Source organism: Paenibacillus lentus (assembly GCF_003931855.1).
Classification (GTDB): Bacteria; Bacillota; Bacilli; order Paenibacillales; family Paenibacillaceae; genus Fontibacillus; species Fontibacillus lentus.
This window is the reverse complement of the sequence record NZ_CP034248.1, coordinates 729,886-752,089: the sequence shown is the minus strand read 5'-3', so window position 1 is coordinate 752,089 and position 22,204 is coordinate 729,886. Positions and strand designations below refer to the sequence as shown.

General features: G+C 43.3%; 21 protein-coding genes and 2 pseudogenes. 15 read left to right on the top strand and 8 right to left on the bottom strand.

Annotated features, from left to right (window positions below; translation table 11 throughout):
* Positions 1-101: 101 nt before the first annotated feature.
* On the top strand, positions 102-248 hold the full coding sequence (locus tag EIM92_RS23635; protein ID WP_164515029.1) for a hypothetical protein: 147 nt from the start codon (positions 102-104) through the stop codon (positions 246-248).
* Positions 249-459: 211 nt separating this feature from the next.
* Here EIM92_RS23635 and EIM92_RS03415 read toward each other — a convergent pair.
* Together EIM92_RS03415 and EIM92_RS03410 are read right to left on the bottom strand one after the other, a co-directional pair.
* Positions 460-1,815 (bottom strand): annotated as a pseudogene (locus EIM92_RS03415) (IS1182 family transposase); the annotation flags it as partial.
* 238 nt (positions 1,816-2,053) lie between these two features.
* Positions 2,054-3,237: pseudogene (locus tag EIM92_RS03410) on the bottom strand (IS3 family transposase).
* Between the two features lie 763 nt (positions 3,238-4,000).
* Here EIM92_RS03410 and ahpC point away from each other — a divergent pair.
* A complete protein-coding gene (ahpC, locus tag EIM92_RS03405) occupies positions 4,001-4,564 on the top strand; it encodes an alkyl hydroperoxide reductase subunit C (protein WP_125081487.1) in 564 nt (187 codons plus the stop codon).
* Positions 4,565-4,577: 13 nt separating this feature from the next.
* Positions 4,578-6,107, top strand: coding sequence for an alkyl hydroperoxide reductase subunit F (ahpF, locus tag EIM92_RS03400; protein WP_125081486.1), 1,530 nt, complete (start codon positions 4,578-4,580; stop codon positions 6,105-6,107).
* A 357-nt stretch (positions 6,108-6,464) separates the two neighbouring features.
* Here ahpF and EIM92_RS03395 read toward each other — a convergent pair whose 3' ends face one another.
* Positions 6,465-7,403, bottom strand: coding sequence for a helix-turn-helix transcriptional regulator (locus EIM92_RS03395; protein ID WP_125081485.1), 939 nt, complete (start codon positions 7,401-7,403; stop codon positions 6,465-6,467).
* 112 nt (positions 7,404-7,515) lie between these two features.
* On the opposite strand from EIM92_RS03395, the gene EIM92_RS03390 reads away from it, so the two are divergent.
* The 4 genes from EIM92_RS03390 to EIM92_RS24705 all read left to right on the top strand — a co-directional run bounded on the left by EIM92_RS03390 (position 7,516) and on the right by EIM92_RS24705 (position 11,114).
* Entirely contained in the window at positions 7,516-7,965 is a 450-nt protein-coding gene (locus tag EIM92_RS03390; RefSeq protein ID WP_125081484.1) for a VOC family protein, read from the top strand.
* Positions 7,966-8,392: 427 nt separating this feature from the next.
* Positions 8,393-9,019: a TetR/AcrR family transcriptional regulator gene (locus EIM92_RS03385; protein ID WP_125081483.1), complete on the top strand. Its 627-nt coding sequence runs from the start codon at positions 8,393-8,395 to the stop codon at positions 9,017-9,019.
* Between the two features lie 75 nt (positions 9,020-9,094).
* Positions 9,095-10,312 (top strand): MFS transporter, encoded by a 1,218-nt coding sequence (locus EIM92_RS03380; protein WP_125081482.1) that lies wholly within the window; start codon positions 9,095-9,097, stop codon positions 10,310-10,312.
* 412 nt (positions 10,313-10,724) lie between these two features.
* Positions 10,725-11,114 (top strand): DUF2812 domain-containing protein, encoded by a 390-nt coding sequence (locus tag EIM92_RS24705; protein WP_125081481.1) that lies wholly within the window; start codon positions 10,725-10,727, stop codon positions 11,112-11,114.
* Here EIM92_RS24705 and EIM92_RS24080 read toward each other — a convergent pair.
* Positions 11,009-11,575: an MFS transporter gene (locus EIM92_RS24080; protein ID WP_246021193.1), complete on the bottom strand. Its 567-nt coding sequence runs from the start codon at positions 11,573-11,575 to the stop codon at positions 11,009-11,011. The genes EIM92_RS24705 and EIM92_RS24080 overlap by 106 nt on opposite strands.
* On the opposite strand from EIM92_RS24080, the gene EIM92_RS03365 reads away from it, so the two are divergent.
* The 4 genes from EIM92_RS03365 to EIM92_RS03350 all read left to right on the top strand — a co-directional run bounded on the left by EIM92_RS03365 (position 11,568) and on the right by EIM92_RS03350 (position 14,861).
* Positions 11,568-11,801: a hypothetical protein gene (locus EIM92_RS03365; protein ID WP_211344423.1), complete on the top strand. Its 234-nt coding sequence runs from the start codon at positions 11,568-11,570 to the stop codon at positions 11,799-11,801. The genes EIM92_RS24080 and EIM92_RS03365 overlap by 8 nt on opposite strands.
* Positions 11,802-12,735: 934 nt before the next feature.
* Entirely contained in the window at positions 12,736-13,986 is a 1,251-nt protein-coding gene (locus EIM92_RS03360) for an amidohydrolase family protein (protein ID WP_125081480.1), read from the top strand.
* Between the two features lie 216 nt (positions 13,987-14,202).
* On the top strand, positions 14,203-14,571 hold the full coding sequence (locus EIM92_RS03355; RefSeq protein ID WP_125081479.1) for a type II toxin-antitoxin system RelE/ParE family toxin: 369 nt from the start codon (positions 14,203-14,205) through the stop codon (positions 14,569-14,571).
* Positions 14,571-14,861 carry a helix-turn-helix transcriptional regulator gene (locus EIM92_RS03350; RefSeq protein WP_246021191.1) on the top strand — a complete coding sequence of 97 codons (291 nt, stop codon included), beginning with the start codon at positions 14,571-14,573 and terminating at the stop codon, positions 14,859-14,861. Before EIM92_RS03355 ends, EIM92_RS03350 begins: the two co-directional genes overlap by 1 nt.
* A 166-nt stretch (positions 14,862-15,027) precedes the next feature.
* Here the strand turns inward: EIM92_RS03350 and EIM92_RS03345 are convergent, their stop codons facing one another.
* Positions 15,028-15,609 carry a hypothetical protein gene (locus EIM92_RS03345; protein WP_125081478.1) on the bottom strand — a complete coding sequence of 194 codons (582 nt, stop codon included), beginning with the start codon at positions 15,607-15,609 and terminating at the stop codon, positions 15,028-15,030.
* 356 nt (positions 15,610-15,965) lie between these two features.
* Between EIM92_RS03345 and EIM92_RS23870 the strand changes: the two genes are divergently transcribed.
* From EIM92_RS23870 to EIM92_RS03325, 4 genes are all read left to right on the top strand, one after another.
* A complete protein-coding gene (locus EIM92_RS23870; protein ID WP_211344422.1) occupies positions 15,966-16,172 on the top strand; it encodes a hypothetical protein in 207 nt (68 codons plus the stop codon).
* A gap of 93 nt (positions 16,173-16,265) precedes the next feature.
* Positions 16,266-17,693 carry a serine hydrolase domain-containing protein gene (locus EIM92_RS03335; RefSeq protein WP_125081477.1) on the top strand — a complete coding sequence of 476 codons (1,428 nt, stop codon included), beginning with the start codon at positions 16,266-16,268 and terminating at the stop codon, positions 17,691-17,693.
* Between the two features lie 70 nt (positions 17,694-17,763).
* A complete protein-coding gene (locus EIM92_RS03330; protein WP_164515028.1) occupies positions 17,764-17,916 on the top strand; it encodes a hypothetical protein in 153 nt (50 codons plus the stop codon).
* 184 nt (positions 17,917-18,100) lie between these two features.
* The gene (locus EIM92_RS03325; RefSeq protein ID WP_125081475.1) at positions 18,101-18,676 is read left to right on the top strand and encodes a dihydrofolate reductase family protein; all 576 of its coding nucleotides are present in this window, start codon (positions 18,101-18,103) and stop codon (positions 18,674-18,676) included.
* 623 nt (positions 18,677-19,299) lie between these two features.
* Here the strand turns inward: EIM92_RS03325 and EIM92_RS03320 are convergent.
* From EIM92_RS03320 to EIM92_RS03310, 3 genes are all read right to left on the bottom strand, one after another.
* On the bottom strand, positions 19,300-20,286 hold the full coding sequence (locus EIM92_RS03320; protein WP_246021189.1) for a carbohydrate kinase family protein: 987 nt from the start codon (positions 20,284-20,286) through the stop codon (positions 19,300-19,302).
* A 47-nt stretch (positions 20,287-20,333) separates the two neighbouring features.
* Positions 20,334-21,173: a carbohydrate ABC transporter permease gene (locus EIM92_RS03315; RefSeq protein WP_125081474.1), complete on the bottom strand. Its 840-nt coding sequence runs from the start codon at positions 21,171-21,173 to the stop codon at positions 20,334-20,336.
* A gap of 82 nt (positions 21,174-21,255) precedes the next feature.
* Positions 21,256-22,191 carry a carbohydrate ABC transporter permease gene (locus tag EIM92_RS03310; RefSeq protein ID WP_125081473.1) on the bottom strand — a complete coding sequence of 312 codons (936 nt, stop codon included), beginning with the start codon at positions 22,189-22,191 and terminating at the stop codon, positions 21,256-21,258.
* Positions 22,192-22,204 lie beyond the last annotated feature (13 nt).

Here is a 22,204-nt window from a genome sequence, read left to right as displayed (position 1 = left end):
GGGATGTTTAGTTAAAGAACTTAGTCATTCGGCCGTGAATGCCGGAGAGGAGGTGGAACGAACGTCGAGGTTGGTGGAGGTTGGAAAGTGGATGCTGGAACGTGAACGTTAGAAAGGTGGATCCCACATGTGTAACGCCGGAAGGTAGGTGGCAAGAAAGTAGACGCTGCAACGTGAAGCACGAGAACGAGCAACGTCAGATCGTGTGGGGGGGAGAGAACGAGGAAAACCAGACCTTGGCTCGCTAGGTCGTTAAATCGTTAAATGAACAAACTGAGGTTTCAGGGCATTTGTAGCGAAAGGCCAGCACCAAGTTTATGGGTGATTTTAGAAACCAAATGTATTTTATCAGACTGTTGAAGTAATTGATTTTCTATGCAAGAAAACATACTTTCCACGGAAATCCAGAATCGAAAGGATTAAAATATAAGGTGAGTTCCCGTTTGTACGAGAAAAAAGCTTGGCTAGGTGCCTTGCTATTTTCTTAATGTTCTGCACTATGGCAGTCATCAGTGCTTGTTCCTGCACTTTTTCCCGGCCACGCAAACGGGAAATGCGAAGCCCATGGAGCACTTTGGCATCCGCGAAGCTTCGCTCAACTGTTTTACAACGGAGCTTATACAAGATCTGTCCTGAAGAGCTACGGTAATTCGCTTCTACTCGCTCTTTAAACCCTTCCCAAACATGCCGCTGAATTTTACGTTTACGATTTTTGCTTGATGTACAGCTATCCAATAATGGGCATTGGCCACATAAGTCAGGGTTGGACATATATTCTTTGTATCCATTGCGATTAGTTGTGTGGTAAGTCAGCTTAGATCCATTGGGACATATATAAGCGTCTTGTTGCGGGTCATAGGAAAACTCTTCTTTGGGTATAGTCCCCTCTGCTGTAGGGGCATTACGAGTAGCGATGACACTGAAAACACCCATCTCGCTTGTTTTTTTGCATATGTAGGGCGTCATATATCCTGAATCCAAAGCAACAGCTTCTAACGTATTGTGAAAGTCAAATGTATCGATCTGTCTTTGAAGTCTTTCTATATAAACGGTTGAGTCATTCACATTTCCAGGGGTAACATGGACATCCGTAATGAGATTGAATTTGTGATCGACTGTACGATGATCCAAATAATAAAACCCTTCGGGTTTGCCTTTACGCTTCATAAAGCCACTTTCTGGATCGGTGTTACTCACTCGCAGTTTTTTTTCAATCGTTTCGTTTTTCACGGGCGGCAGCGGCTTTTTTCCATGACGCTCTCGTTCTTGATTAACAGCTGTCTCCAATTCTTTTAAATATTCAAGGGGCGTTTCCGTCACAACTTGCATCGATGAACGATTTTTATTCGCGTTAGCTTGGATGTGCGTTGAATCAGTAATGAGAACACGTCCCCCTACCATGTTATGACGGATGGCCAAACGGACTACTTCGTCAAAAATGTCTTGAAAAATGGTAGATCCTTTGAATCGCACATTACGGTTGTAACTAATCGTCGAGTGATCCGGCACAGGATCCGTTAAGCCTAGACCGAGGAACCAGCGGTAGGCTACGTCCGTTTTAATTTCTTGCTCTAATTGCCTTTCGGAGTGAATGCCATACAAATAACCAATCAGCATCATTTTGAAAAGGCGAATCGGGTGAATTGGAGGCCTCCCTAATGTGCCGTGATAGTAGGGGCGAGTCATCTCCGTAATAAATGAAAAATCTACGTTTTCATCAATGATTCGTAGTAAATGATCTTTTGGTACAAGCATATCTATACTAACCAATTCAATTTGATTTCTATCTTGTTGAATGTTAGGCAATTCGCACACCACACTTTCAATATATTACCTATATTATACCAAATTAACGCGGTAATGTGATCTAGATAGGGGCTTTTTCAACAGTCTGATTTTATACAGTTAGTTCGCCTCTTTTTTTAAAAATACTTGAGCTAAATGTAAAAGATGCAGCTAGTTTGCCTTAATCGAGCTAAATAGTCGTAATATCCTAAAACTAAATGTAGGTTTGGACTTCTGTCAAGAAAGTGGACACCTATTAAGTGAAAGTTTACGCCGTCTCCTTCTTGAATTGCGCAGCAAATTGAACCGGCGACACATAGCCGATTGAACTGTGGATTCGTTTGCGGTTGTAGAAAAATTCAATGTACCTGTAAATGGTCTCGTAAGCCTGTTGTTTGGTCTTGAACTTCGTTCTGTAGATGAGTTCTTTTTTCAAGATGCTGTGAAATGACTCGATACAAGCGTTATCGTAGCAATTCCCTTTACGACTCATGCTAACCTTCATGGAATACGATTCCAGCTTGTCACGGTACTCCTTCGATGCGTACTGTGAACCGCGATCGGAATGGTGAAGCAATCCCTTACCTGGTTTTTTCGCATCATATGCGGCCTCTAGAGCATCTAAGACAAGTTCTGTTGTCATCCGGCCGTAAAGACGCCAACCCACGATCTCGCGTGTGCACAGATCCATCAGACTAGCCAAGTACAGCCGTCCTTCTCGGCAGGGGATGTAGGTAATATCTGCAACCCACACTTTGTTCGGTTCAGATACGGCAAAGTTCTGGTTCAACTCATTGGGAGCAATGGGTGAGTCATGATTGGAATCGGTCGTCTGCACCTTAAATTTACGGGAGACACAAGAACGCAACCCCAGTTCTTTCATGTAGATGCTAACTGTGCGCTCCGCGACCTGGATACGCTCTTTCCACAGCATTCGGGTAATCTTAGGACTGCCGTAGCGTTCCCCGGAGTCATGAAAATGATACTTGACTCTCTCCAGAACCTTCGCCTTTCGAAGTTTCTGCTCGCTAGGCAATGCCTTTTGCCACTTGTAGAAGCCACTCCGAGACACTTGTAAAACCTTGCACATCTTCTCCACCGAAAACTCGGAGCGATGTTCTTCAATGAATTGGAACCTCAGTTCCTTTCTTTGCTGAAGATGTGCAGCGCCTTTTTTAATATAGCGAGTTCTTCCTGGAGATCTTGATTTTCCCGCTCCTTCTCTTGATTCTCCAGTTCCTTTTTACGCAGTTGTTGTTCGAGTTGACGCACTCTCTCCGGTGTGACTAAAGATTCCAGCTGGATTTCATCGCGGTAAAGTGCTTTCCAGTTGTGCAACACACCGGCAGATATACCGAGTTCTTCGGCCAACTGCGGCATGGACTTACTTTGCTCTAAAATATACTTCACTGTCTGCTTCTTAAACTCTTCACTGTAACTATTACGTTCCATCCGGACATCTCTCCCTTAAGGATTATTATCTAGGTTCACTTAAGGACTGTCCACTTTTTATTCTAGTTGCAGTTTTCCAGTTAGTTCCGTCTGATATGGCCAAAACCCGTGATCTAACTGGAGGAAATACATTTAGTTACCTCATCACACCTTACCTCACCCCGCGCCCATGAACTGCACGTCCATCGCCCCCTTACCTCACCCCGCGCCCATGAACTGTACGTCCATCGCGCTCCCCTTACCTCACCCCACGCCCATGAACTGCACGTCCATCGCGCTCCCCTTACCTCACCCCACGCCCATGAACTGCACGTCCATCGCGCTCCCCTTACCTCACCCCGCGCCCATGAACTGTACGTCCATCGCGCTCCCCTTACCTCACCCCGCGCCCATGAACTGCACGTCCATCGCGCTCCCCTTACCTCACCCCGCGCCCATGAACTGTATGGCCATCGCCTCCTTACCTCACCCCGCCCCCACGTCCCACTCGCCCACCACACCTTACCTCACCTAGCCTTCCCCTGATCTAAGAGACTATAAGCGGCATGCAATTCATGGTCATATAATTTCTGCTCCGCGAGGATATATTAATGACATCACAAAATTATGAAGACTTGATGAATACGTTTGACAATGAGAATCAATAGCATATAATAATAATTACAAATAAGAATTCGTTTTGGTTGCGATTGGCAGTGTGATAAACTAGTCTTAAGCAACGAAAATCATTGCGAATTCAAATACTTAGGAGGTTGGATTAACCATGGCATTGATTGGAACAGAAATACTACCGTTTAAAGCAATGGCTTACCACAACGGTGAATTTATTGAGGTAACTAGCGAGGATTTGAAAGGAAAATGGAGTGTAGTATGCTTCTACCCAGCAGACTTTACCTTCGTTTGTCCTACTGAGCTTGAGGATCTTCAAGATCAATATGCAACTTTGAAAGAGCTTGGTGTTGAGGTATATTCCGTATCCACGGATTCTCACTTCGTGCACAAAGCTTGGCATGACAGCTCCGAAGCAATCGGCAAAGTTACTTATATCATGATTGGTGATCCATCCCATACAATTTCCCGTAACTTTGAAGTACTGGATGAAGAGACTGGTATGGCAAACCGCGGTACTTTTGTTATTGATCCAGACGGTGTAGTTCAAACCGTTGAAATTACTGCAGACGGCATCGGCCGTGATGCAAGTACTCTAATCGACAAGATTAAGGCTGCTCAATATGTTCGTAACCATCCAGGTGAAGTTTGCCCGGCTAAATGGAAAGAAGGCGGAGAAACATTGAAGCCTAGCCTTGATCTCGTAGGTAAGATCTAAGGAGAGAGAAATTATGAAACTGGATGCAGACATTAAACAACAACTGGAGCAATATCTTCAGCTTCTGGAGGGCGATGTTCTGCTGAAAGTCAGTGCAGGTACGGATTCTGTATCTAACGACATGCTGGATTTAGTGAATGAACTGTCCAGCATGTCGGACAGAATCACCGTAGAGCATACGCAATTGGCTAGAACGCCAAGTTTTAGCGTAAATCGTGTGGGTGAAGACACTGGCGTAACATTTGCCGGCGTTCCATTGGGACATGAATTCACCTCGCTCGTCCTGGCACTGCTACAAGTCAGCGGAAGAGCTCCAAAAGTTGAGCAAAGCGTAATTGATCAGATTAAGAGCATTAAAGGCGAATATAACTTCGAGACATACGTAAGCCTCTCCTGCCATAACTGTCCTGACGTTGTGCAGGCACTCAACCTGATGAGTATCCTCAATCCGGGAATCACCCATACAATGATTGACGGAGCAGCATTTAAGGAAGAGGTCGAGAGCAAGGATATTCTGGCTGTGCCAACCGTTCATCTTAATGGTGAATTCTTCGAGAGCGGTCGCATGACGATCGATGATATTCTCGCTAAATTAGGCACTTCGGATGCATCCGAGTTCGAGAACAAAGAGCCTTTCGATGTATTGGTTATCGGTGGCGGACCAGCCGGTGCGAGTGCTGCGATTTATGCAGCTCGTAAAGGGATCCGCACGGGTATTGTTGCTGAGCGCTTTGGCGGTCAAGTCAATGATACTTTGAGCATTGAGAACTTCATCAGTGTGAAGTATACAGAAGGTCCTAAGCTTGCTGCAAGCCTGGAAGAGCATGCGAAGGAATACAACATTGATATTATGAAGGCACAGCGTGCCAAGCGTCTTGAGAAGAAAGAGCTTATTGAAGTTGAACTCGAGAATGGCGCGGTGTTGAAAAGTAAGACGGTTATTATCTCCACAGGTGCCCGTTGGCGTAATCTCGGCGTACCTGGTGAAGTTGAATATAAAAACAAAGGTGTGGCTTACTGTCCGCACTGTGACGGCCCTCTATTTGCTGGAAAGAGCGTTGCAGTGGTCGGCGGCGGCAACTCCGGTATTGAAGCAGCAATTGACCTGGCAGGTCTAACTGAACATGTGACTGTTCTGGAATTCGCGCCGGAACTGAAGGCTGACTCCGTACTGCAAGAGCGCCTAAACAGCTTGCCTAACACAACAGTTATCAAAAATGCGCAAGTGAAAGAAATCACGGGCTCTAACCGTGTGGACGGCATTAGTTACGTCGAGCGCGAGAGCGGCGAGACGAAGCATGTTGATCTGGAAGGCGTATTCGTTCAAATCGGTTTGGTTCCAAATACGGATTGGCTTGGTGATACGCTTGAACGTACCCGCATGGGCGAAATTGTCGTAGACAATCATGGCGCAACCAGCATTCCTGGTGTATTTGCTGCAGGAGACTGCACGAACTCACCTTACAAGCAAATCATCATTTCGATGGGCTCCGGTGCAACCGCAGCGTTAGGTGCATTCGATTACCTGATTCGAAATCAATAATCATATATTAACGGCCTTGATCCTGAACTGCATTGGGACTGGGCCGTTTTTAGTTTTGCTTATTCCATATTACCTTCTATAGGGCATTAATTTAGTAGGCTTTGGTCCGAAGTTGTGTTTTTGCGTTTGCGTTAAGATAACATGATATAGAATTATTGGTAATGATCCAACCGAAATAAATAACCTTTATTTAGAGGCTTTTATAAAAAATTCATTGGAAGCAGAGTCAGCTGGAACTGCTATTGCTATAAATTCTATTTTCAGTGCAGATTGGACACAGCCCTTTTTTCTTCACCTATGGTATATAAGTCGTTATTTTCACTTTAAAGAAATCTCCTATTTCATTTCATGCGGGATTCACAATTTCTGATAATGATGTAAAAGACGCTCTGCCCGGTTCTGGATCAATCGTTTCAAAGATTCGGGCTTCACGGATACAACAGAACAGCCATATCTCATCAAATAATCCGCTATAAAATCCTCCTCTCCCGGATTATAGAATCCGCTGATAATTGCTGTATCCCCACTTTCCATGGTCATTGAGGGATAATGTTCTTTATGGAAAATATCCTTGGCCTGTTCTAAAATCTCCACTTCAAAGCCAATACTATCCTTAGATTGATAAATTTCTAATGAACGCTGAAGAAGCTCATCAATAGAACAAGGAGATTTGGCTTCTACTTCTTCTATAGAGGTGACTCGATCACATCTGAATACCCGAAACTGCTGCGTATGTAACTCAATTCCGGAAGCATACCATTGACCAAACCTCGCGGAAATTTTGAAAAATTGAACATCGTAGCTTGTAGTCTGCTTATTTTTCAAATATTGAATCTTACAGCTACTTTCATGAAGAATGCTATGCATAATTCGATCTAAAAACCGGCTCACATGCGAATGCGGATACATTTCAAACTGTAGAATTTTTCTCATGTTATGAATCTGCTCAATTTGCTTTGGGGAGAGGCAGTTCTTAAACTTTTCATGAAGTTGATTCACGCTAAGATGAAATGGCGTGGATTGATAAGCCTCCAGCGTCAGCATGGCAAAGTACAGAGCATACACTTCATCCATCGTAAAAATAATGGGGGATAACAATCTGTTTTTTAAGAGGCCATATCGTCCATGCCTGCCATGCTCGGAGAAGATCGGCATGCCTAATTGCTCCAATGAGCTTATATCCCGTAGAGCTGTACTTTTTGAAATATGGTATCTATCCATTAGGTCACTTAAATTAAAGTACTCTCGGCCGTTCAAATATCGAATCATGTCATTTAATCTTTCTGATTTTTTCATCACAAATCTCCTTAGTAAAGGTGTCGTGTTTTGATACCTTTATAGATTAGGATGAGTTCAAGGTCAAGTTTTAAATGTATCTCAATTTACTAAAGAAAAGGAGATGGATCCCATGAGTGCAACGCTAGAAGTGGCTATTTTCTTATCCATGAACGGAAGAGCGAAAGAGGCCATCGATTTTTACAAAAAACATTTTAATGCCGAGGAATTGCTGTTGGTCACCTATGAGGACATGGCCACACTCGACAGTTCGTTCCTGCTTACGGACGCGAATAAGCATTTTATTACGCACTCCGTCCTAACCATCGGAAAAACAAAAATCATGCTGGCTGAAGATCCTATGGAACCCACCGAAAAATACACCGTAGGCAACAACACCTCCTTGTGCATTCAAAGCGCGGATTTGCAGGAAATTGAACATTTCTACAAGAGTCTGACGACAGATGAGCGGGTGAGAATTATCGTTCCATTATCCAGCAATGTGTTTAGCAAGGCGTATGGTATTGTTGAAGACCCGTTTGGGATTCAAATTCAGCTGATGTATGATGAGAGATTACAGTAAAAATGGAGCTGATCCAAATTAATATCAAAGTTCATGTTCAATATGAAGGGACTAGCATCATCTTGATTCCAGGAGGTTAAACAAGAACATGATTGTGGGGATGGAGTATGTCTCCATGTTATAGCAGCTCGCAGAGGAAATCAGCGAAGTCTTTCAAGAAGACAGTGGCAAGGATGATTCGAGAGAGGAATGAGCTTTCATAAAAGAAGCCCTTTTTGCTGCCGATGACGGCAGTCTGCCCTCATAGAGAATACCTTGGTTAACGCTATTCATGACCTGCCCGTTTGCCGTGAGGACAAGAAATTCTTTGAATGGCAAGCGGGCATTTGTTAAATTGACGTTTTTTTCCGTCTATGTTATTGTTAGACTGTTCGGTCGGTTTTGTTACTGAAGCTTATGTTGATCCGCCCAGCTTCTGTATCCGCTAATGATAGTTTATGTGGAGGGATTTACGATAGAGGTTAAGCGCAGGAAAGACGTTTTACAAATTAAGAAGGAAATCGCCATGAAGACGAAGGAGTTGTTCGCTCAGAAGGGCTATAGTGCTACTTCCATGGAGGAAATCTGTGCGATCAATAACAGAAGCAAGGGGAGCATTTATTACCACTTCAAAAGCAAGGAAGAGCTCTTCATGTTTCTAATCAGAATTAACAATGAGGAATGGATTGATTCTTGGCAGGAAATTGAGCAGCAGTACGAGACGGCGATTGATAAACTGTACGGTCTGGCCGATTATTATGTGGATGACCTGGCCAATCCGTTGAATCACACGATCAATGAGTTTCTGTCGGGGCAAGTCGTTAGCAAGGAAATGATGGATGAGATGCTCGCATTGATTCGACTGCCATACAGAACTTATGAGAGCATTATTATGCAAGGGATAGAGCAGGGCGAATTGAAGCCAGGCGATCCTAAGGAACTAATGTATATTATTAACGGTTTGTTTAATGGACTTAGTACGCTTTATTTTGAAATGGAAATTGATGAACTCCGACAGTTGTATCACAAGGGGCTAAGGACGATACTTCAAGGAATACAGCAGATGAAGCAATAGCAGACTGATGGACCTTTGTCAGTCTTTCTTTATAAACTATATTAGACCGTACGGTCGGTCTATGGGAGGCTTGTAATGACAAACTTGTTCAGGAATAAGGCATTTCTGATAGTGACAGGTTCTGACCTATTGCAAAACCTAGCGATCTGGATACGCAATATGGCCATTTTGTATTTCATCATGGAGCAGACGAAGGGTGAAGATCCCATAGCAATATCTTTAATTACGGTGATTGAGTATTTGCCGATCTTTGTCTTCTCATTTATCGGCGGCGCGCTAGCGGATCGGTGGAAACCGAAGAGAACGATGATTTACGGGGATATCCTAAGCTTTCTATCGATTATTGTGATTATTCTGGTACTGAATAGCGGATACTGGAAGGTGCTGTATGTAGCGACCTTTGTCTCATCCATCGTTAGTCAGTTCGCTCAGCCTTCCTCGGTTAAAATTGTCAGACGGAACGTGGAGGAAGAGAACGTTCAAGCGGCCGTAGCCATCACGCAAAGCTCGCAGTCATTGTTCCTCATTCTCGGTCCAATTCTCGGTACGTTTATTTATACGACCTTCGGGATTGACATGTCGCTATATTCGCTGCTTGTGCTGTTTCTGTTTTCGTCTATTCTCCTGTCGTTCCTACCGAAGGATCCGGATCGTGAAGCCAGCGGCAGCACACTAATTTCCGACATCAAAGAAGGATGGAGATATGTGACTGGCTCCAGTTCCCTTCGCCTGCTGGGGCTTGTCTTTGGATTTGTCGGATTGTCCTCGGGACTCATTCAGCCGCTGGAGATATTCATCATTACAGAGCGGCTGGGGCTTGAGCAGACTCACTTACAGTTTCTGTCTGGGGTTTCGGGAGCGGGCCTGCTTGTGGGGGGCGGCATAGCCGCGACGATCAGCGGCAAACTGAACCAGAATGTGACGCTTGTCGTCAGCCTGATTTGTCTGGGCTTGGCTACCGTGGGTGAAGCTCTGTCAGGATGGCTATGGTTAACGTTGTTGTTCAGCTTTCTTGGCTCGATCAGTCTGGCGTTTACCAATCTCGTAATTTCAACCTTCCTGGTCAGCAGAATTGATGAGCATCTGATCGGCCGCGTTAATGGATTAATAACGCCATTGTTTATGGGCGCGATTTTGATCGGCTCCACTTTGTCCGGGGTATTAATGAACAATACGTCACTGCTTACGGTGTATGTCTTGTCGGCCTTTGTCTTGTTTATCAGTGTGTATCCAGGGCTGCGCATTCAATTTCAGGGCCCTAGACCGCAGGTATCAGGCGGAATAGACAAATAGCCATTGGAGTGTTTTACTTCGTCGATTGGAGCCCACACCCCGTACTTGATACTACGGTGTTTATGGCGCTATCTAGCATGATACCACGTTCACACAAGTCAATTAGCGATCGAAAGGCGATAATGTCATGATCCGTAAAGCCTCGCAGCCCTTTTGCATCCTTAGCAAACACGTAGCCAGCATCTTCAATATGGACAACGAAAACTACGTTACCCACAATCACTCGGTTCGCTCGGCGGTTACGTGAATAACCACTCTCATCTCCTTCAGCTTATCTCCTTTCTCCATTTTTACTTTTGAATAATTCCAAACCCCAAAGTATCTATCCACAAGGCCCGCTATGAGTGCTATTATTTTCATATAGATGAATTCGTTTTAATGTAGTGCCATACTTGATGGGGGGAAGGAAGCAGTGAGAAGAAGAGTATTTAAATATTTTCTCTCATTAAAGAATCAGGAAAAATGGTTGAATTTGATGTCGGCAGAAGGGTGGAGACTGGTTAAAGTAGGTATGTTTACGTATACGTTCGAACCATGCAAGCCATCCTATTATACTTACAAGGTTGAGTTTGTTGGGGACAAAACAAGAGGAGAATTAGAGAACTATTTACAAACCTTACAGCAAAACCAAATCATTTATTATAAAAAAGGAATAAATTTAGGCAAGCTTTCGTATGGAAGTATACGCTGGCGGCCTTATTGGAGAAAGGGTGGAGTCATCGCGACATCTCCTGGAACGATGAACTCAGAAATTATCATCATAGAGCTGGAGAAGGGTGTTAAGGATTTCTTTTTCTTATAAATGTATCCAAGCAAAGAAATCGCTCTATAGTAGCCTGCAGCCGATGCGGCATCTATGGATACCTTGCGGATCTCATTCACGTAGGGCGATGCCATCCGGGTAGTATGCTTCGGCAGAGAGTTGAGCGTGTTGGTCTGTACGGAGGCCAGCACTATCCCAATCCCTAGCATCATGATGATATGGGTCAGCACAATCAGCCATAGAGCCGTATCCGTGCCGAACTGTGAATATACACCGTAGCCTAGGGCGACGAGAATGGTTCCCGGCGTGATCACCGCTTTCGGGCCGTACTTGTCAAACATTCTGCCGATCGTTGGCGCTAATACACAGTTCAGCAAGCTGTCTGGCAGCAAGATAAGCCCGGTCGTAAAGGCGGCGATCAATAAGGTCATTTGCATATACATCGGCAAAATCACGAGCAGCGACAGCATATTAAAGAAGGTTACAAAGCTCATGAGCATCACGCAAACGCTCCAGCAAGTCGCCGGCGCGGTCGGCATCGCGGTCATGGTCTCGATCCTATCGGCCAAAGAGAGCAGCTTCCTAGCCACTGTTGCTAATGAACCAACTCAGGCGGTTGCCACGGGATCCTCGCTGGTGTTTAAGATCAGCTTGTTGCTAGCGATCGTTAATGTGGTACTGTCGTTGTTTATGAAGAAGCCTAGTTTGAAGAGTATGGGAAATTAAAGATGTGTTTCAGAAGGCCGCCTAATAGCGGCCTTTCTGCTGTTAATGGGCAAGGAACAGCAGTAATTGGAGCGATTTTTATGACTGAACTAATACTTCTATTAAAATTATTGAAGAGTTTAACCGTAAGATATGAAGTCGTTTATAATTGACCATACACAATAATACATTATATGGTATAAATGGGCGAGAGATCCGGTAATAATATGCGAAAAGAGTAGGATCAAACTTGAGAAATATTAAATTAAGTAAATTGAGGAGGTTTTATGATTCAAAATTTTGTTCGTATATTCATTGGAGTACTGCTACTATTACTTTTAACCGTTCAATTTTCTTTAGAAATGTTCTTCACATCGGATATACCTATTCATGTAAAAAATGAGGAATATGAAATATTTCTAATATCTTCAGTAATTGTAGTGATTGTTTCTATTATGTATATCATCTTCAATCGAATAACAAAAAAATTTTTAGCAGCAAGTATTATTTTTTTCTTCTTTTCTGTTTTGTGGTTTTTCTCATTAAATTCAATAATGCAATTAGAGAGTTATCCAAGTATTGCATTATACATGAACTTAATAGGTGCAGTTATATCTTTTTCATTATTCATAATCAGTATTTTATATTATTATCTAAGCCTAAGGAAATAAAAAAGCTGCGCTATTCGCAGGTTTTATTTCTTTAGGTTTTTTACCAATAGCATAGAGTTAAAGGAAATTTCGACCCAGCCAGGATATTCCAGAAGACAGCGAAATGCTCAACGAGCTTTGGAGTAGTGGTTGAAAAGACATAAGTTTGGGGAGTTTGGTTAGGCTGTGCGTTGGAAGCTTTAGGGTAATTCTATGGCTGCGGGGAATAATAATACCGTGGATGATGGCTAACATAGCAATATAAAATTGTAATTGTTAAAATGATGGATAGGAGTGATATAAATATGAAAAAATTTATTAATGCGAACATATACGGAAATCCAGAATCACATGAGTTATTAGTGGAGAACGGTCAATTTAAAGCCATCGGTAATGATTTAAACAACACAGATGAAGTGATTGATTTAGAAGGTCGTCTAGTGCTGCCACCTTATGTTGACCCTCATTTACACTTGGATTATATCTTTTCAGGGCTAGGCGAAGGAAATGCCAATGTGTCAGGCACGTTATTTGAGGGGATTCAGCGTTGGAGCGATAATAAAAAAACATTGACGGAAGAATTAGTGCGCGAGCGTGCGATTAAAGGAATTCAGAAAGAATTGAGCAAAGGCGTTCAATTTATTCGCACACATGTAGATATTACTGATCCTAACCTAACCGGGATGAAGGCTTTAATTAAGCTGCGGGAAGAATTGAAGGATATCGTTACTCTACAACTTGTAGCCTTCCCTCAAGAGGGGTTTTTTAGATACAAAGGTGCAGAACAGTTAATGGAAGAGGCGCTGAAAATGGGTGCTGACGTAGCTGGGGGAATCCCTCACTTTGAAATTTCACATGAACATGGTGTTGAGTCATTAAAACGGATCGTAGACATGGCCATAAAATATAACGTCATGATTGATATTCACTGTGATGAGAACGATGACCCCAATAGTCGATTTTTAGAAGTGTTAAATGCGCTTGTCATGGAACAAGACTATGGTATATACACAACAGCAAGCCATACCTGCAGCTTTGGTTCCGTAGAGAACAGCTATGCAAATAAAATGCTGGGTTTATTTAGAGAATCACAAATTAACTTTATTTCTTGCCCCACAGAAAACGCGCATCTGCAAGGACGTGGCGATACTTATCCGAAACGTCGTGGCCTAACACGAGTGAAAGAGCTATTAAATAACGGCAATAATGTCGCCTTTGCTCAAGATTCGATAGCAGATTACTGGTATCCCTTAGGGAATGGAAATATGATGAACATTTTGGACAATGGAATTCATTTAGCGCACTATACACATATCGATGAAATCAACAAGGCGTTCGACCTGATTACATTCAACGGCGCAAACATCATGAGAGTTAACGATGAGTATGGCATTGAAGCAGGAAAACCAGCAAACTTTATCGTTTTAGATGCAAAAGATGCCTATGAAGCTATTCGTGAGCGCGCAGAAGTACTTGCATCCATTCGCCATGGTGAATATCTGTTTAAACGTGAACCACAAAGAAATGAAATAGAAATTGATTTCTTAAAACAGTAATAAAGTTGCTTGAACTTAAAGCGTTTATCCCCCTGAGCAGTATGTTGAGGGGGATTTTTGATTTGGAGTTTGTAATTCATAGCAGTTGGGTCGATGAGAGTCGATGAGCATATAGGAAAATTCATTAGTTCAAGTTGATTTGTCTCAGTATAAATTTATGATCTATATGTTATAATTAGGTTGACACGGAGTATACAGTAACTGTCGGAGGCGGCCTTGTATAATATTTTGTTTTATGAGGATGAAGAAGGTAATAGGCCAGTTGAGAGTTTCATTAACCAACTTGATGTCGCGGCCCTCAATAATAAGAATGCCAGAGTTCAATTGGAGCAGATTATTTATTGCCTGAATCGGTTAGAAGATAAAGGAACGAGAGCGGGAGAAAAGTTTACTAAGCGAATTTCAGGCGAGATATGGGAGCTTCGCCCAGGTAATAATCGTATTCTCTTCTTTGGATGGAACGGGAATCACTTTGTACTTCTGCATCATTTCGCCAAGACAACCCAAAAGACACCTCCCAGGGAAATTGTGATTGCTAGGAGACGCATGGATAACTGGCTAGCAAGGAACGGAAGGAGTGATTGATGATGAAAAGTTGGAATGAAAAAAAGAAGGAACTAAAGTCCATTGATCCAATGCGGATGAATGAGCTTGAAGCAGTCGCACAACTAGTGAATGCCATTCATCGAAGACGAATTGAGCTCGGATGGACACAACAGGAGCTAGCAGATAAAGTAGGGCTTCACCAGGAATCCATTGCTCGAATTGAAAATGGCGGGTCTGTTCCTCGCCTGGATACAGTACTTAAATTAGCATTTGCTTTGGGTATGAAGATAAGCTTGCATGGAGCGGAAGAGGCCGTAACTGTGAGTTGATGGGAATTTGGAAGAGGAAGTTGGGGGAAGCCGCTATTAAGCGGCTTTTTTTGCTGTTAATGGGCAAAGAACAACGTCGAGCCGTTGGTGTAGGTAGAGCGATTTTTTGTATTATTTATATGTAAATTAACTATCAAGTACGATCCCAGAAGGGAGCCCCAGAACGTTACGTATCTCTACCCTCTTTATATTTTTGTAGAACATTACAGATTCGTGCTAAAGAATTCATATTTTTATCCTCGGGAGTTGGATTATTAGGCAAATATAAAGACCATTCCGTGTATCCATCTTCAGTACTGACAAATCCAGATGCATAGGGTCCCCAGTCACCTATTTTAGCATCTTCTAAGGTAAGCTCCTCTTCGTGGAATACAGAAGTTAATATGTTTTCTGCTCCTAGAAAGAATACAGGGAATTGTATATTTTTAAAATAATTCTTATACTCCATCTTTGCTGCTTCATCAAAGTTCTCTTTAGAGATGATTAATCCATCGAATTGTAGTTTCTCATCTTCAACTAGTTCTTGGAGAGATGTCTTCACGTACAGTACATTCTCAATGGCAGTATATTGATTAATTTCCTCTAATACTGCGATTTTTAACTGGATAGAAGGCTCACTTATAATTTCATGCTGATTAACCACTTCTTTTTGATTCGTGCAGCTGACTATAATAGTGAATATAAAGAGTAGTAAACCAAATTTTGTTGAGGATATTAATCGTTCTTTTAGTGTTATGTATGATTTCATATGTTATCTCCTTGTTTTCGCAATTATAAGTGGTGGCGAGGGACTTCAGTTGTATCTTGCTAAGCGATTAGTTCAAGGAAAATTTCATGCGTAGTAAGATACATGAATCATATTATGAATTTCCTTATAAGTAAAATTTTGTTTATAAACTATAACGGAAGAATTTTAACGGCGCTGAGGGTATGAGAGAAACTAACAAGTTTGATTTATTAATCATTGAAATTCTATTCAAATAACTTACATAGTAAAGCGACCGCAGGGAAACGATCTCTTTTTGTATTTGCTAATCTAAAAGTGTACCACTTATACAGCATCTGCTAATGTAAAAGTTGACCACCCCGAGAGATATCCCCGTTATGCTGAATGAAGTTCAGCAGCCAGGGGGAAAGGATATGTATGTCATGGTAGATAAAGAGTATGTCAGGAAGCGCCATTACGTCGACGGATTGGGCCACGTCCGTGGTTTCCAGTACTTCGGAGGTGTCCTGAGAGAAGGGCTATATGACAACGCGAAGACTCAGGTTGTTAAAATCCTCTCCGGGCCGGATTGCGAAGAACACTAGCTTGCGTGCTCATTACTTGTTTGACAGCCATTTTTGCCAGCCTGCTCATGGCAATGAGAAAGGCGTCGTAGAATCGTTGGTGAAGGAGAGTTTATGAAAAAGATTATTGTTTTTGTATTAACGATATTTATATTATTCTCAGAATTCGCAACACAAAGTTATGCGTTGTCAGATTCGAAATCTGCGGCAATACAAGCGTTGCTAGATGATGCCAGTCGTATATCAGGTGTGCCGGGAATGTCAATCTCAATACTTACTGATGATGAAGTGTTCTACTTTTCTTCAGGGTATGCAGACCGTGAAAATGGGTTGTCTGCAAGTGAAAATACACTCTATGAGTTAGCCTCGGTCAGTAAAGCTTTTACCGGTATGGGTATTATGCTGTTGGAAGAGCAAGGGCTGCTCTCAATGACTGACCCTGTCCAAAAATATTTACCCTGGTTAACGTTAAAGTATCAAGGGAAACCTGTTGATATGCAAAGCCTTACACTAAATAACTTTCTTCACCATACCAGTGGTCTAACAAATATTAGGCATACTCAAAATATTCCACAAGGCAATACACCGGATATGTTGCAAAAGACTGTGGAAATGCTCGTGGATGCTGAATTGGCGTTCCCTCCCGGTGAACAGTATAACTATGGAACCGTTAATTATGACGTATTGGGTTTGGTTATTGAGATTGTGTCGCGACAAAGCTATGAAGACTTTATGAGGGAACAGGTATTTCAGCCGTTAGGTCTTCACCAGACGTATGTTTATAAAGAAGATGCTCAAGCCACTGGACAGTTGGCACAGGGCTACCGTTCTTCCTTTTTTATGACAACTCCATTTAATGCTCCGGATTATGCTGGGAATAAACCCGCAGGCTACATCATTTCTAATACAAAAGATATGGCGCGTTGGATGGGCATACAGATGGGTATCGTGCAGGACATACCCGAAATATTTCACATGGTTATCGAAAAATCACATAGGGGTGATATGTCTGTTTCGGCTGTCAACGATATGTATTATGCGGCAGGTTGGTCGGTAAACGCCGACCAAACGATTATAGAACACTCTGGGGGCAATCCAAATTTCAGAACCGAAGTAGCCATACTGCTAAAAGAACGAACAGCCGTCTGCTTGCTGAGTAACGGCACAAATACCAATATAAACCTGGTACTAAAAGTTAAAGATATATTAGACGGCAATCTAACTCAGTCATATGAAATAAGCGGCACACAGCTTTTGGATATCATTTTATCGTCTATCACAATTATTTTTTGCCTATTGGCCGTTTTGCTATTTCTCTTAGGATTACGCAGAAGGAAAACGAATGAGCGGCAGCCAATGACAAAAAAGAGAATAATCGTAACAGTTATTTTCCTGATCGCTACGATTGTCCTGGGTATACTGTGCTGTGCTTTCGATTGGTCAACGATACTTATTTGGCAAACATATAGTGTTCTTACAGCTTTGATTTCGTCAGCATTATTAACAGCAAGCATTACATGGTTTGTATACACTCACCGATAAAATACCTCGCTCCCAAGATAAGCATAATGTTAAGTAATTAAATGTGTTGCATACTGAAGAATTCAGAGAATTGAACAGCATACTCCAAGAACACTTTGGCGATGTTATTCCCACGGAAGAAATTTTCGGCACCTTTGAAGAATTGAATGATATCGTGAATAAAAGTGTGGAGGAAGGTAGAAATCTTCTGCCTGAGTACTATGGATACGGTGGGAACCGATAAACTAAATTTCATAAAGAAACGAAAACAGAGGAGAAATTTACTAGGCGAATTTAAGCGAACTTCAGGGGATAAATGGACTTGCCGAAGAATCTGCTTTGCATCGCCCTCTAATTCAATACATCTGGTATAATTAGGAAACATAAAAATGGATCAATAATATGTTCGAACAAAGTGAGGAAGAGTTATGCCCAATCATACAAGACCCAGAAAAATAATTTTAGATTTAGCAGTTACTTTAGATGGTTTTATTGAAGGGAAAAATGGCGAAGTCGATTGGTGTATCATGGATGATGAAATGGGATTTGTGGATTTCCTACATCAAATTGATACTATTCTATATGGTAGAAAAAGCTACGAATTATGGGGACAATATACGCCAGAAGATGGGGCTACGGACTCTGAAAAAGAAATATGGAGCTTAGTCCATAGCAAAGAAAAATACGTATTCTCTAGGTCGCAGAAAGGCACAGATCATCATGCATCGTTCATTAACGATAATATTCTTGAAGCAGTAAATCAATTAAAGAATAAGCCCGGTAAAGATATTTGGCTATATGGCGGAGCCAGCCTGATTACAACTTTTATCCACTTAGGGCTTGTCGATGAATTGAGATTATCTGTTCACCCTGTCGTTTTGGGGGAAGGAAAGCCTTTATTTATTGATGTAAAGCAGAGGTTGAATTTAAAATTGATGGATACAAAAAGGTTTTCCTCCGGCGTTGTTCAACTATGCTATCAGATTTTGCGGACGGAGGAGTAGAGGTTTAGATTTGGCTATAAGCTTCATCTGGCCGTTGATATCGAAAAGTAAAGTACCTCCTCTTAGTTACACAGTTTGTATCAACGACGGGGTTAAGGCTTCTGCTCTGATAAATTAACCAACCGACTAAATACGCTTGCGAAGAGCCTCCTCAAAATGAGAAGGCTCCTCTTTTCCTGGTTTACTAATAAGACGCTTTAGGAGAAAGGTAGTTGCTAATATATGTAAAATTGATTCCGCACAATATTCTAATTTTTCGGTTATAATCTTCTATAAATACCCAACAAATGAATCAAACGCCTGTAATATCGCTGATATTAACAGGCGTTTGTCGCAAATAGCTCTACATAAGGAGCGAATGTGTTTTGATTAGGATGATATCTTCCATCATTTCTGCATTCATTCTATCTCTTGTATTCACTATAATTAGCCATACGAATGAGGATCATGTCGCATACTACAGTTTTACAAGTAAGTTATTGAACGGGTTTGTCCTTTTGTATTGAATGTTCTTCGGCTGTTTGTGAGAAGGTGAGTTTTAGGCATGTTAGTTTCAGAACAAATTAGTGAGGCTTATTATTGAGACAGAGGACTCCGGCGACTAGCAGTATCCGAGCCCCAGATCAGATCGAATCTGCGTATCCTCCACCACGATGCTGTAGCGCCGCAATCTCATCCAATTTTGCCAGGGAGGCGATTGCCCCTTTCCGCGTGGTCGCTATCGCGCCTGCCGCATTGGCGAACGCCACCGCTCCTTCCAGTTCATTTCTTTCCCACTCCGTCACCGGTTTACCCGACTCCAGCAGCCGGTAAATAAAAGCGCCCATAAAGCCGTCACCCGCTGCTGTGGTATCTACTGGGGTTACCGGATAGGAGCTCACATTGCCAGACACTGTCCGGTTGGCGTAATAAGTCCCTTCTGCTCCCCGCGTGACGAGTAATTGCGCGATAGGATAGCTGTTCAAGAGCTGCGCTGCTCCATCCGCCAAATCCTGACTTCCTGTCAGGAAGACCAGTTCTTCTTCAGATACTTTTACGATGTCTGCCAGATGCAGCCCTTCTTCCATCGCAGCCCTGCTGTGGGCATCATCCATCCATAACGCAGGCCGCCAGTTAGGATCGTAGGTGATAAGTGCCCCATGCGATTTGGCCAGCCGGACCGCCTGAACTGTAGCACTGTAAGCAGGCTCGGTGGTCATGGAGATTGACCCGAAATGAAAGATCCGTGTGCTGCTAAGCAGTTCACGATTCACCTCATCGAAAGTCAGCTCAGCATCCGCGCCTGGATGTCGGCAGAAATGAAAGCTCCGCTCCCCGTCACCATCCAAATGCACAAACGCCATCGTCGTATGGGCTGTCCTTGTCTGGACCAGCCCGCTGTCCGCAATATTTTCGGCAACTAAGGCTTCCCGCAGATACTGACCGAACGGATCATCGCCGACTTTTCCGACAAAAGCCGTTTGCCTGCCGAGCCGCGACAATGCGGCCAGCACATTCACCGGAGCGCCTCCGGCATTTCGCTCAAAGTAGGGGTTACCCGCAGGAGATGTCCCCGCAGGTGTAAAATCTATCAGCAGCTCACCGAGCGCCACCACATCGTATTTCATCATTCGTTGCTCCTTCGTTATCAATTCAGATCAGTAGAATGGCTGCAGCATTACCCTTTTACACCGGACATCGTAATGCCCTGAATGTAATAGCGCTGCAAGAACAGAAACAGGATCAGGATCGGAACCGTGGAAATGGTGCTTGCGGCAAGAATCTTAGACCAATCCGTTCCTTCCACCGAGGAGAATGCCGCAATAGCTACCTGGATCATCTGTTTTTTGTCATCATTAATTACGATCAGCGGCCACAGATACGAATCCCAGTTGCCGAGAAAGGTCATCAGTGCGAGGGTGATCATTGGTGGGACGACCGCAGGCAAGACAATGCTGGAAAAGATTCGCGGCATCGAGGCCCCATCGATTTTGGCCGCCTCCAGAATCTCATCGGGAATCTCCGCGAAGAACTGCCGCAGCAGAAAGATCCCGAACACGGACAGCATCGAAGGAATCACCAACGCCTTATAGGAGTTGAGCCAGCCGAAATAATTCATCAGCAGATAGTTCGGGACCAGCGTCACTTCACCAGGAATAATCATCGCCGACATGAACAGTGCGAAGACAACCGCTTTTCCACGGAAACGCAGCTTGGCAAAAGCAAACGCCGACATCGAATTCACCAGCAGCACCAGCAAGGTCACAATCCCTGCAACGAACAGTGTATTGGCGATATAGCGGATAAACGGGTTGCTCTCATTGAAGATAACCTCTTTAAAATTAGCCAGCGTTGGCTGGACAGGAACGAACAAATGATAATTCAGGCTGGAGGAGTACTTGAACAGTTCCTCATAAGGTCGCAGTGAACCTGAGATCATCCAGAGGATCGGGATAATTGAAATGACAGCCAGGACGGTCATAACCGTATACTTGACAATGCTTGCAAAGCGGTGCATGTGTATTCCTCCTAGTAGTTTAGCGAAACGGCCGTTTCTTTGAAATGACCCTGCAGCCAAATTGGCTTCAGAAGCGCCACCTTTAATATTCCGCGTTCCGAAACAGTCTCAATTGCACAAGCGAGATCACAAGAACAATTACGAACAGAATAAAGGCGGCAGCGGTGGCGTAACCCATCTGCATCTGCTGGAAGGCCATTTTATAAATATAATAGACTGCGGTTTCGGTGGATCCGTTGGGTCCTCCACCGGTCAATACAAAAACAAGGCCGGACAGCTTTATTGCATCGATTGTCGTCATAATAACGACGAAGGCCGTGGTACGGTTCAGCAAAGGAAGCGTAATGCGGAAGAACTGCTGTATTTTTGTAGCACCGTCCACCCGTGCTGCCTCGTACAAATCCTGCGGAATGTTATTCAGTCCGGCCAGGAAGATAATCATGAAAAAGCCTACGCCTTTCCATATCCCCAGCATGATCACGCCGTACATCGCTGTCTCCGGGTTGGAGAGGAAGTTGGTGGTGGGCAGGTGAAACGCCTTCAGCACATTGTTCAGAATCCCAAATTCCTTGTTGTAGATCAGCTTGAACACGGTTGCGGCCACGGCCGTAGAAATGACAACCGGAATGAAATAAAGTGTGCGGAACAGCCCGGTGAATGCGAATTTTTTCTGGACTAACAGGGCTAAGCACAGTGAAATACTGGTCTGAATCGGAATAACAATGATGGCAAAATGAAACGAATGCCTGAGACTGGCCAGGAAATCCCTGTCCGTCACCAGGTTCTTGTAATTGTCCAACCCGATAAAGCTGCGAGTCGACCCCACCAGGTTATAATTCTGGAAGCTGATCACAAAGGCTTGCAGCATCGGATAAAATACAAAAATGAGCAGCAAAGCAAAGGAAGGCAGCACGAACCACCAGGCGGTCCTTTCTTCTCCCCGCAGAAACCGGTTGGGCTTTTTGCTTGCAAGTGTAGATTTGGAGCCAGACTCGGCTTCCGCTGTAACGCTTGTCATGATCTTTTCACTC

Bases quoted from the DNA above. Each gene is read 5' to 3' on its own strand.
- ahpC (WP_125081487.1), top strand. From the start codon at position 4,001: ATGGCATTGATTGGAACAGAAATACTACCGTTTAAAGCAATGGCTTAC.
- ahpF (WP_125081486.1), top strand. From the start codon at position 4,578: ATGAAACTGGATGCAGACATTAAACAACAACTGGAGCAATATCTTCAG.
- EIM92_RS03395 (WP_125081485.1), bottom strand. From the start codon at position 7,403: ATGAAAAAATCAGAAAGATTAAATGACATGATTCGATATTTGAACGGC.
- EIM92_RS03390 (WP_125081484.1), top strand. From the start codon at position 7,516: ATGAGTGCAACGCTAGAAGTGGCTATTTTCTTATCCATGAACGGAAGA.
- EIM92_RS03385 (WP_125081483.1), top strand. From the start codon at position 8,393: ATGATAGTTTATGTGGAGGGATTTACGATAGAGGTTAAGCGCAGGAAA.
- EIM92_RS03380 (WP_125081482.1), top strand. From the start codon at position 9,095: ATGACAAACTTGTTCAGGAATAAGGCATTTCTGATAGTGACAGGTTCT.
- EIM92_RS03365 (WP_211344423.1), top strand. From the start codon at position 11,568: ATGAGCATCACGCAAACGCTCCAGCAAGTCGCCGGCGCGGTCGGCATC.
- EIM92_RS24080 (WP_246021193.1), bottom strand. From the start codon at position 11,575: ATGCTCATGAGCTTTGTAACCTTCTTTAATATGCTGTCGCTGCTCGTG.
- EIM92_RS03360 (WP_125081480.1), top strand. From the start codon at position 12,736: ATGAAAAAATTTATTAATGCGAACATATACGGAAATCCAGAATCACAT.
- EIM92_RS03350 (WP_246021191.1), top strand. From the start codon at position 14,571: ATGATGAAAAGTTGGAATGAAAAAAAGAAGGAACTAAAGTCCATTGAT.
- EIM92_RS03345 (WP_125081478.1), bottom strand. From the start codon at position 15,609: ATGAAATCATACATAACACTAAAAGAACGATTAATATCCTCAACAAAA.
- EIM92_RS23870 (WP_211344422.1), top strand. From the start codon at position 15,966: ATGCTGAATGAAGTTCAGCAGCCAGGGGGAAAGGATATGTATGTCATG.
- EIM92_RS03335 (WP_125081477.1), top strand. From the start codon at position 16,266: ATGAAAAAGATTATTGTTTTTGTATTAACGATATTTATATTATTCTCA.
- EIM92_RS03325 (WP_125081475.1), top strand. From the start codon at position 18,101: ATGCCCAATCATACAAGACCCAGAAAAATAATTTTAGATTTAGCAGTT.
- EIM92_RS03320 (WP_246021189.1), bottom strand. From the start codon at position 20,286: ATGATGAAATACGATGTGGTGGCGCTCGGTGAGCTGCTGATAGATTTT.
- EIM92_RS03315 (WP_125081474.1), bottom strand. From the start codon at position 21,173: ATGCACCGCTTTGCAAGCATTGTCAAGTATACGGTTATGACCGTCCTG.
- EIM92_RS03310 (WP_125081473.1), bottom strand. From the start codon at position 22,191: ATGACAAGCGTTACAGCGGAAGCCGAGTCTGGCTCCAAATCTACACTT.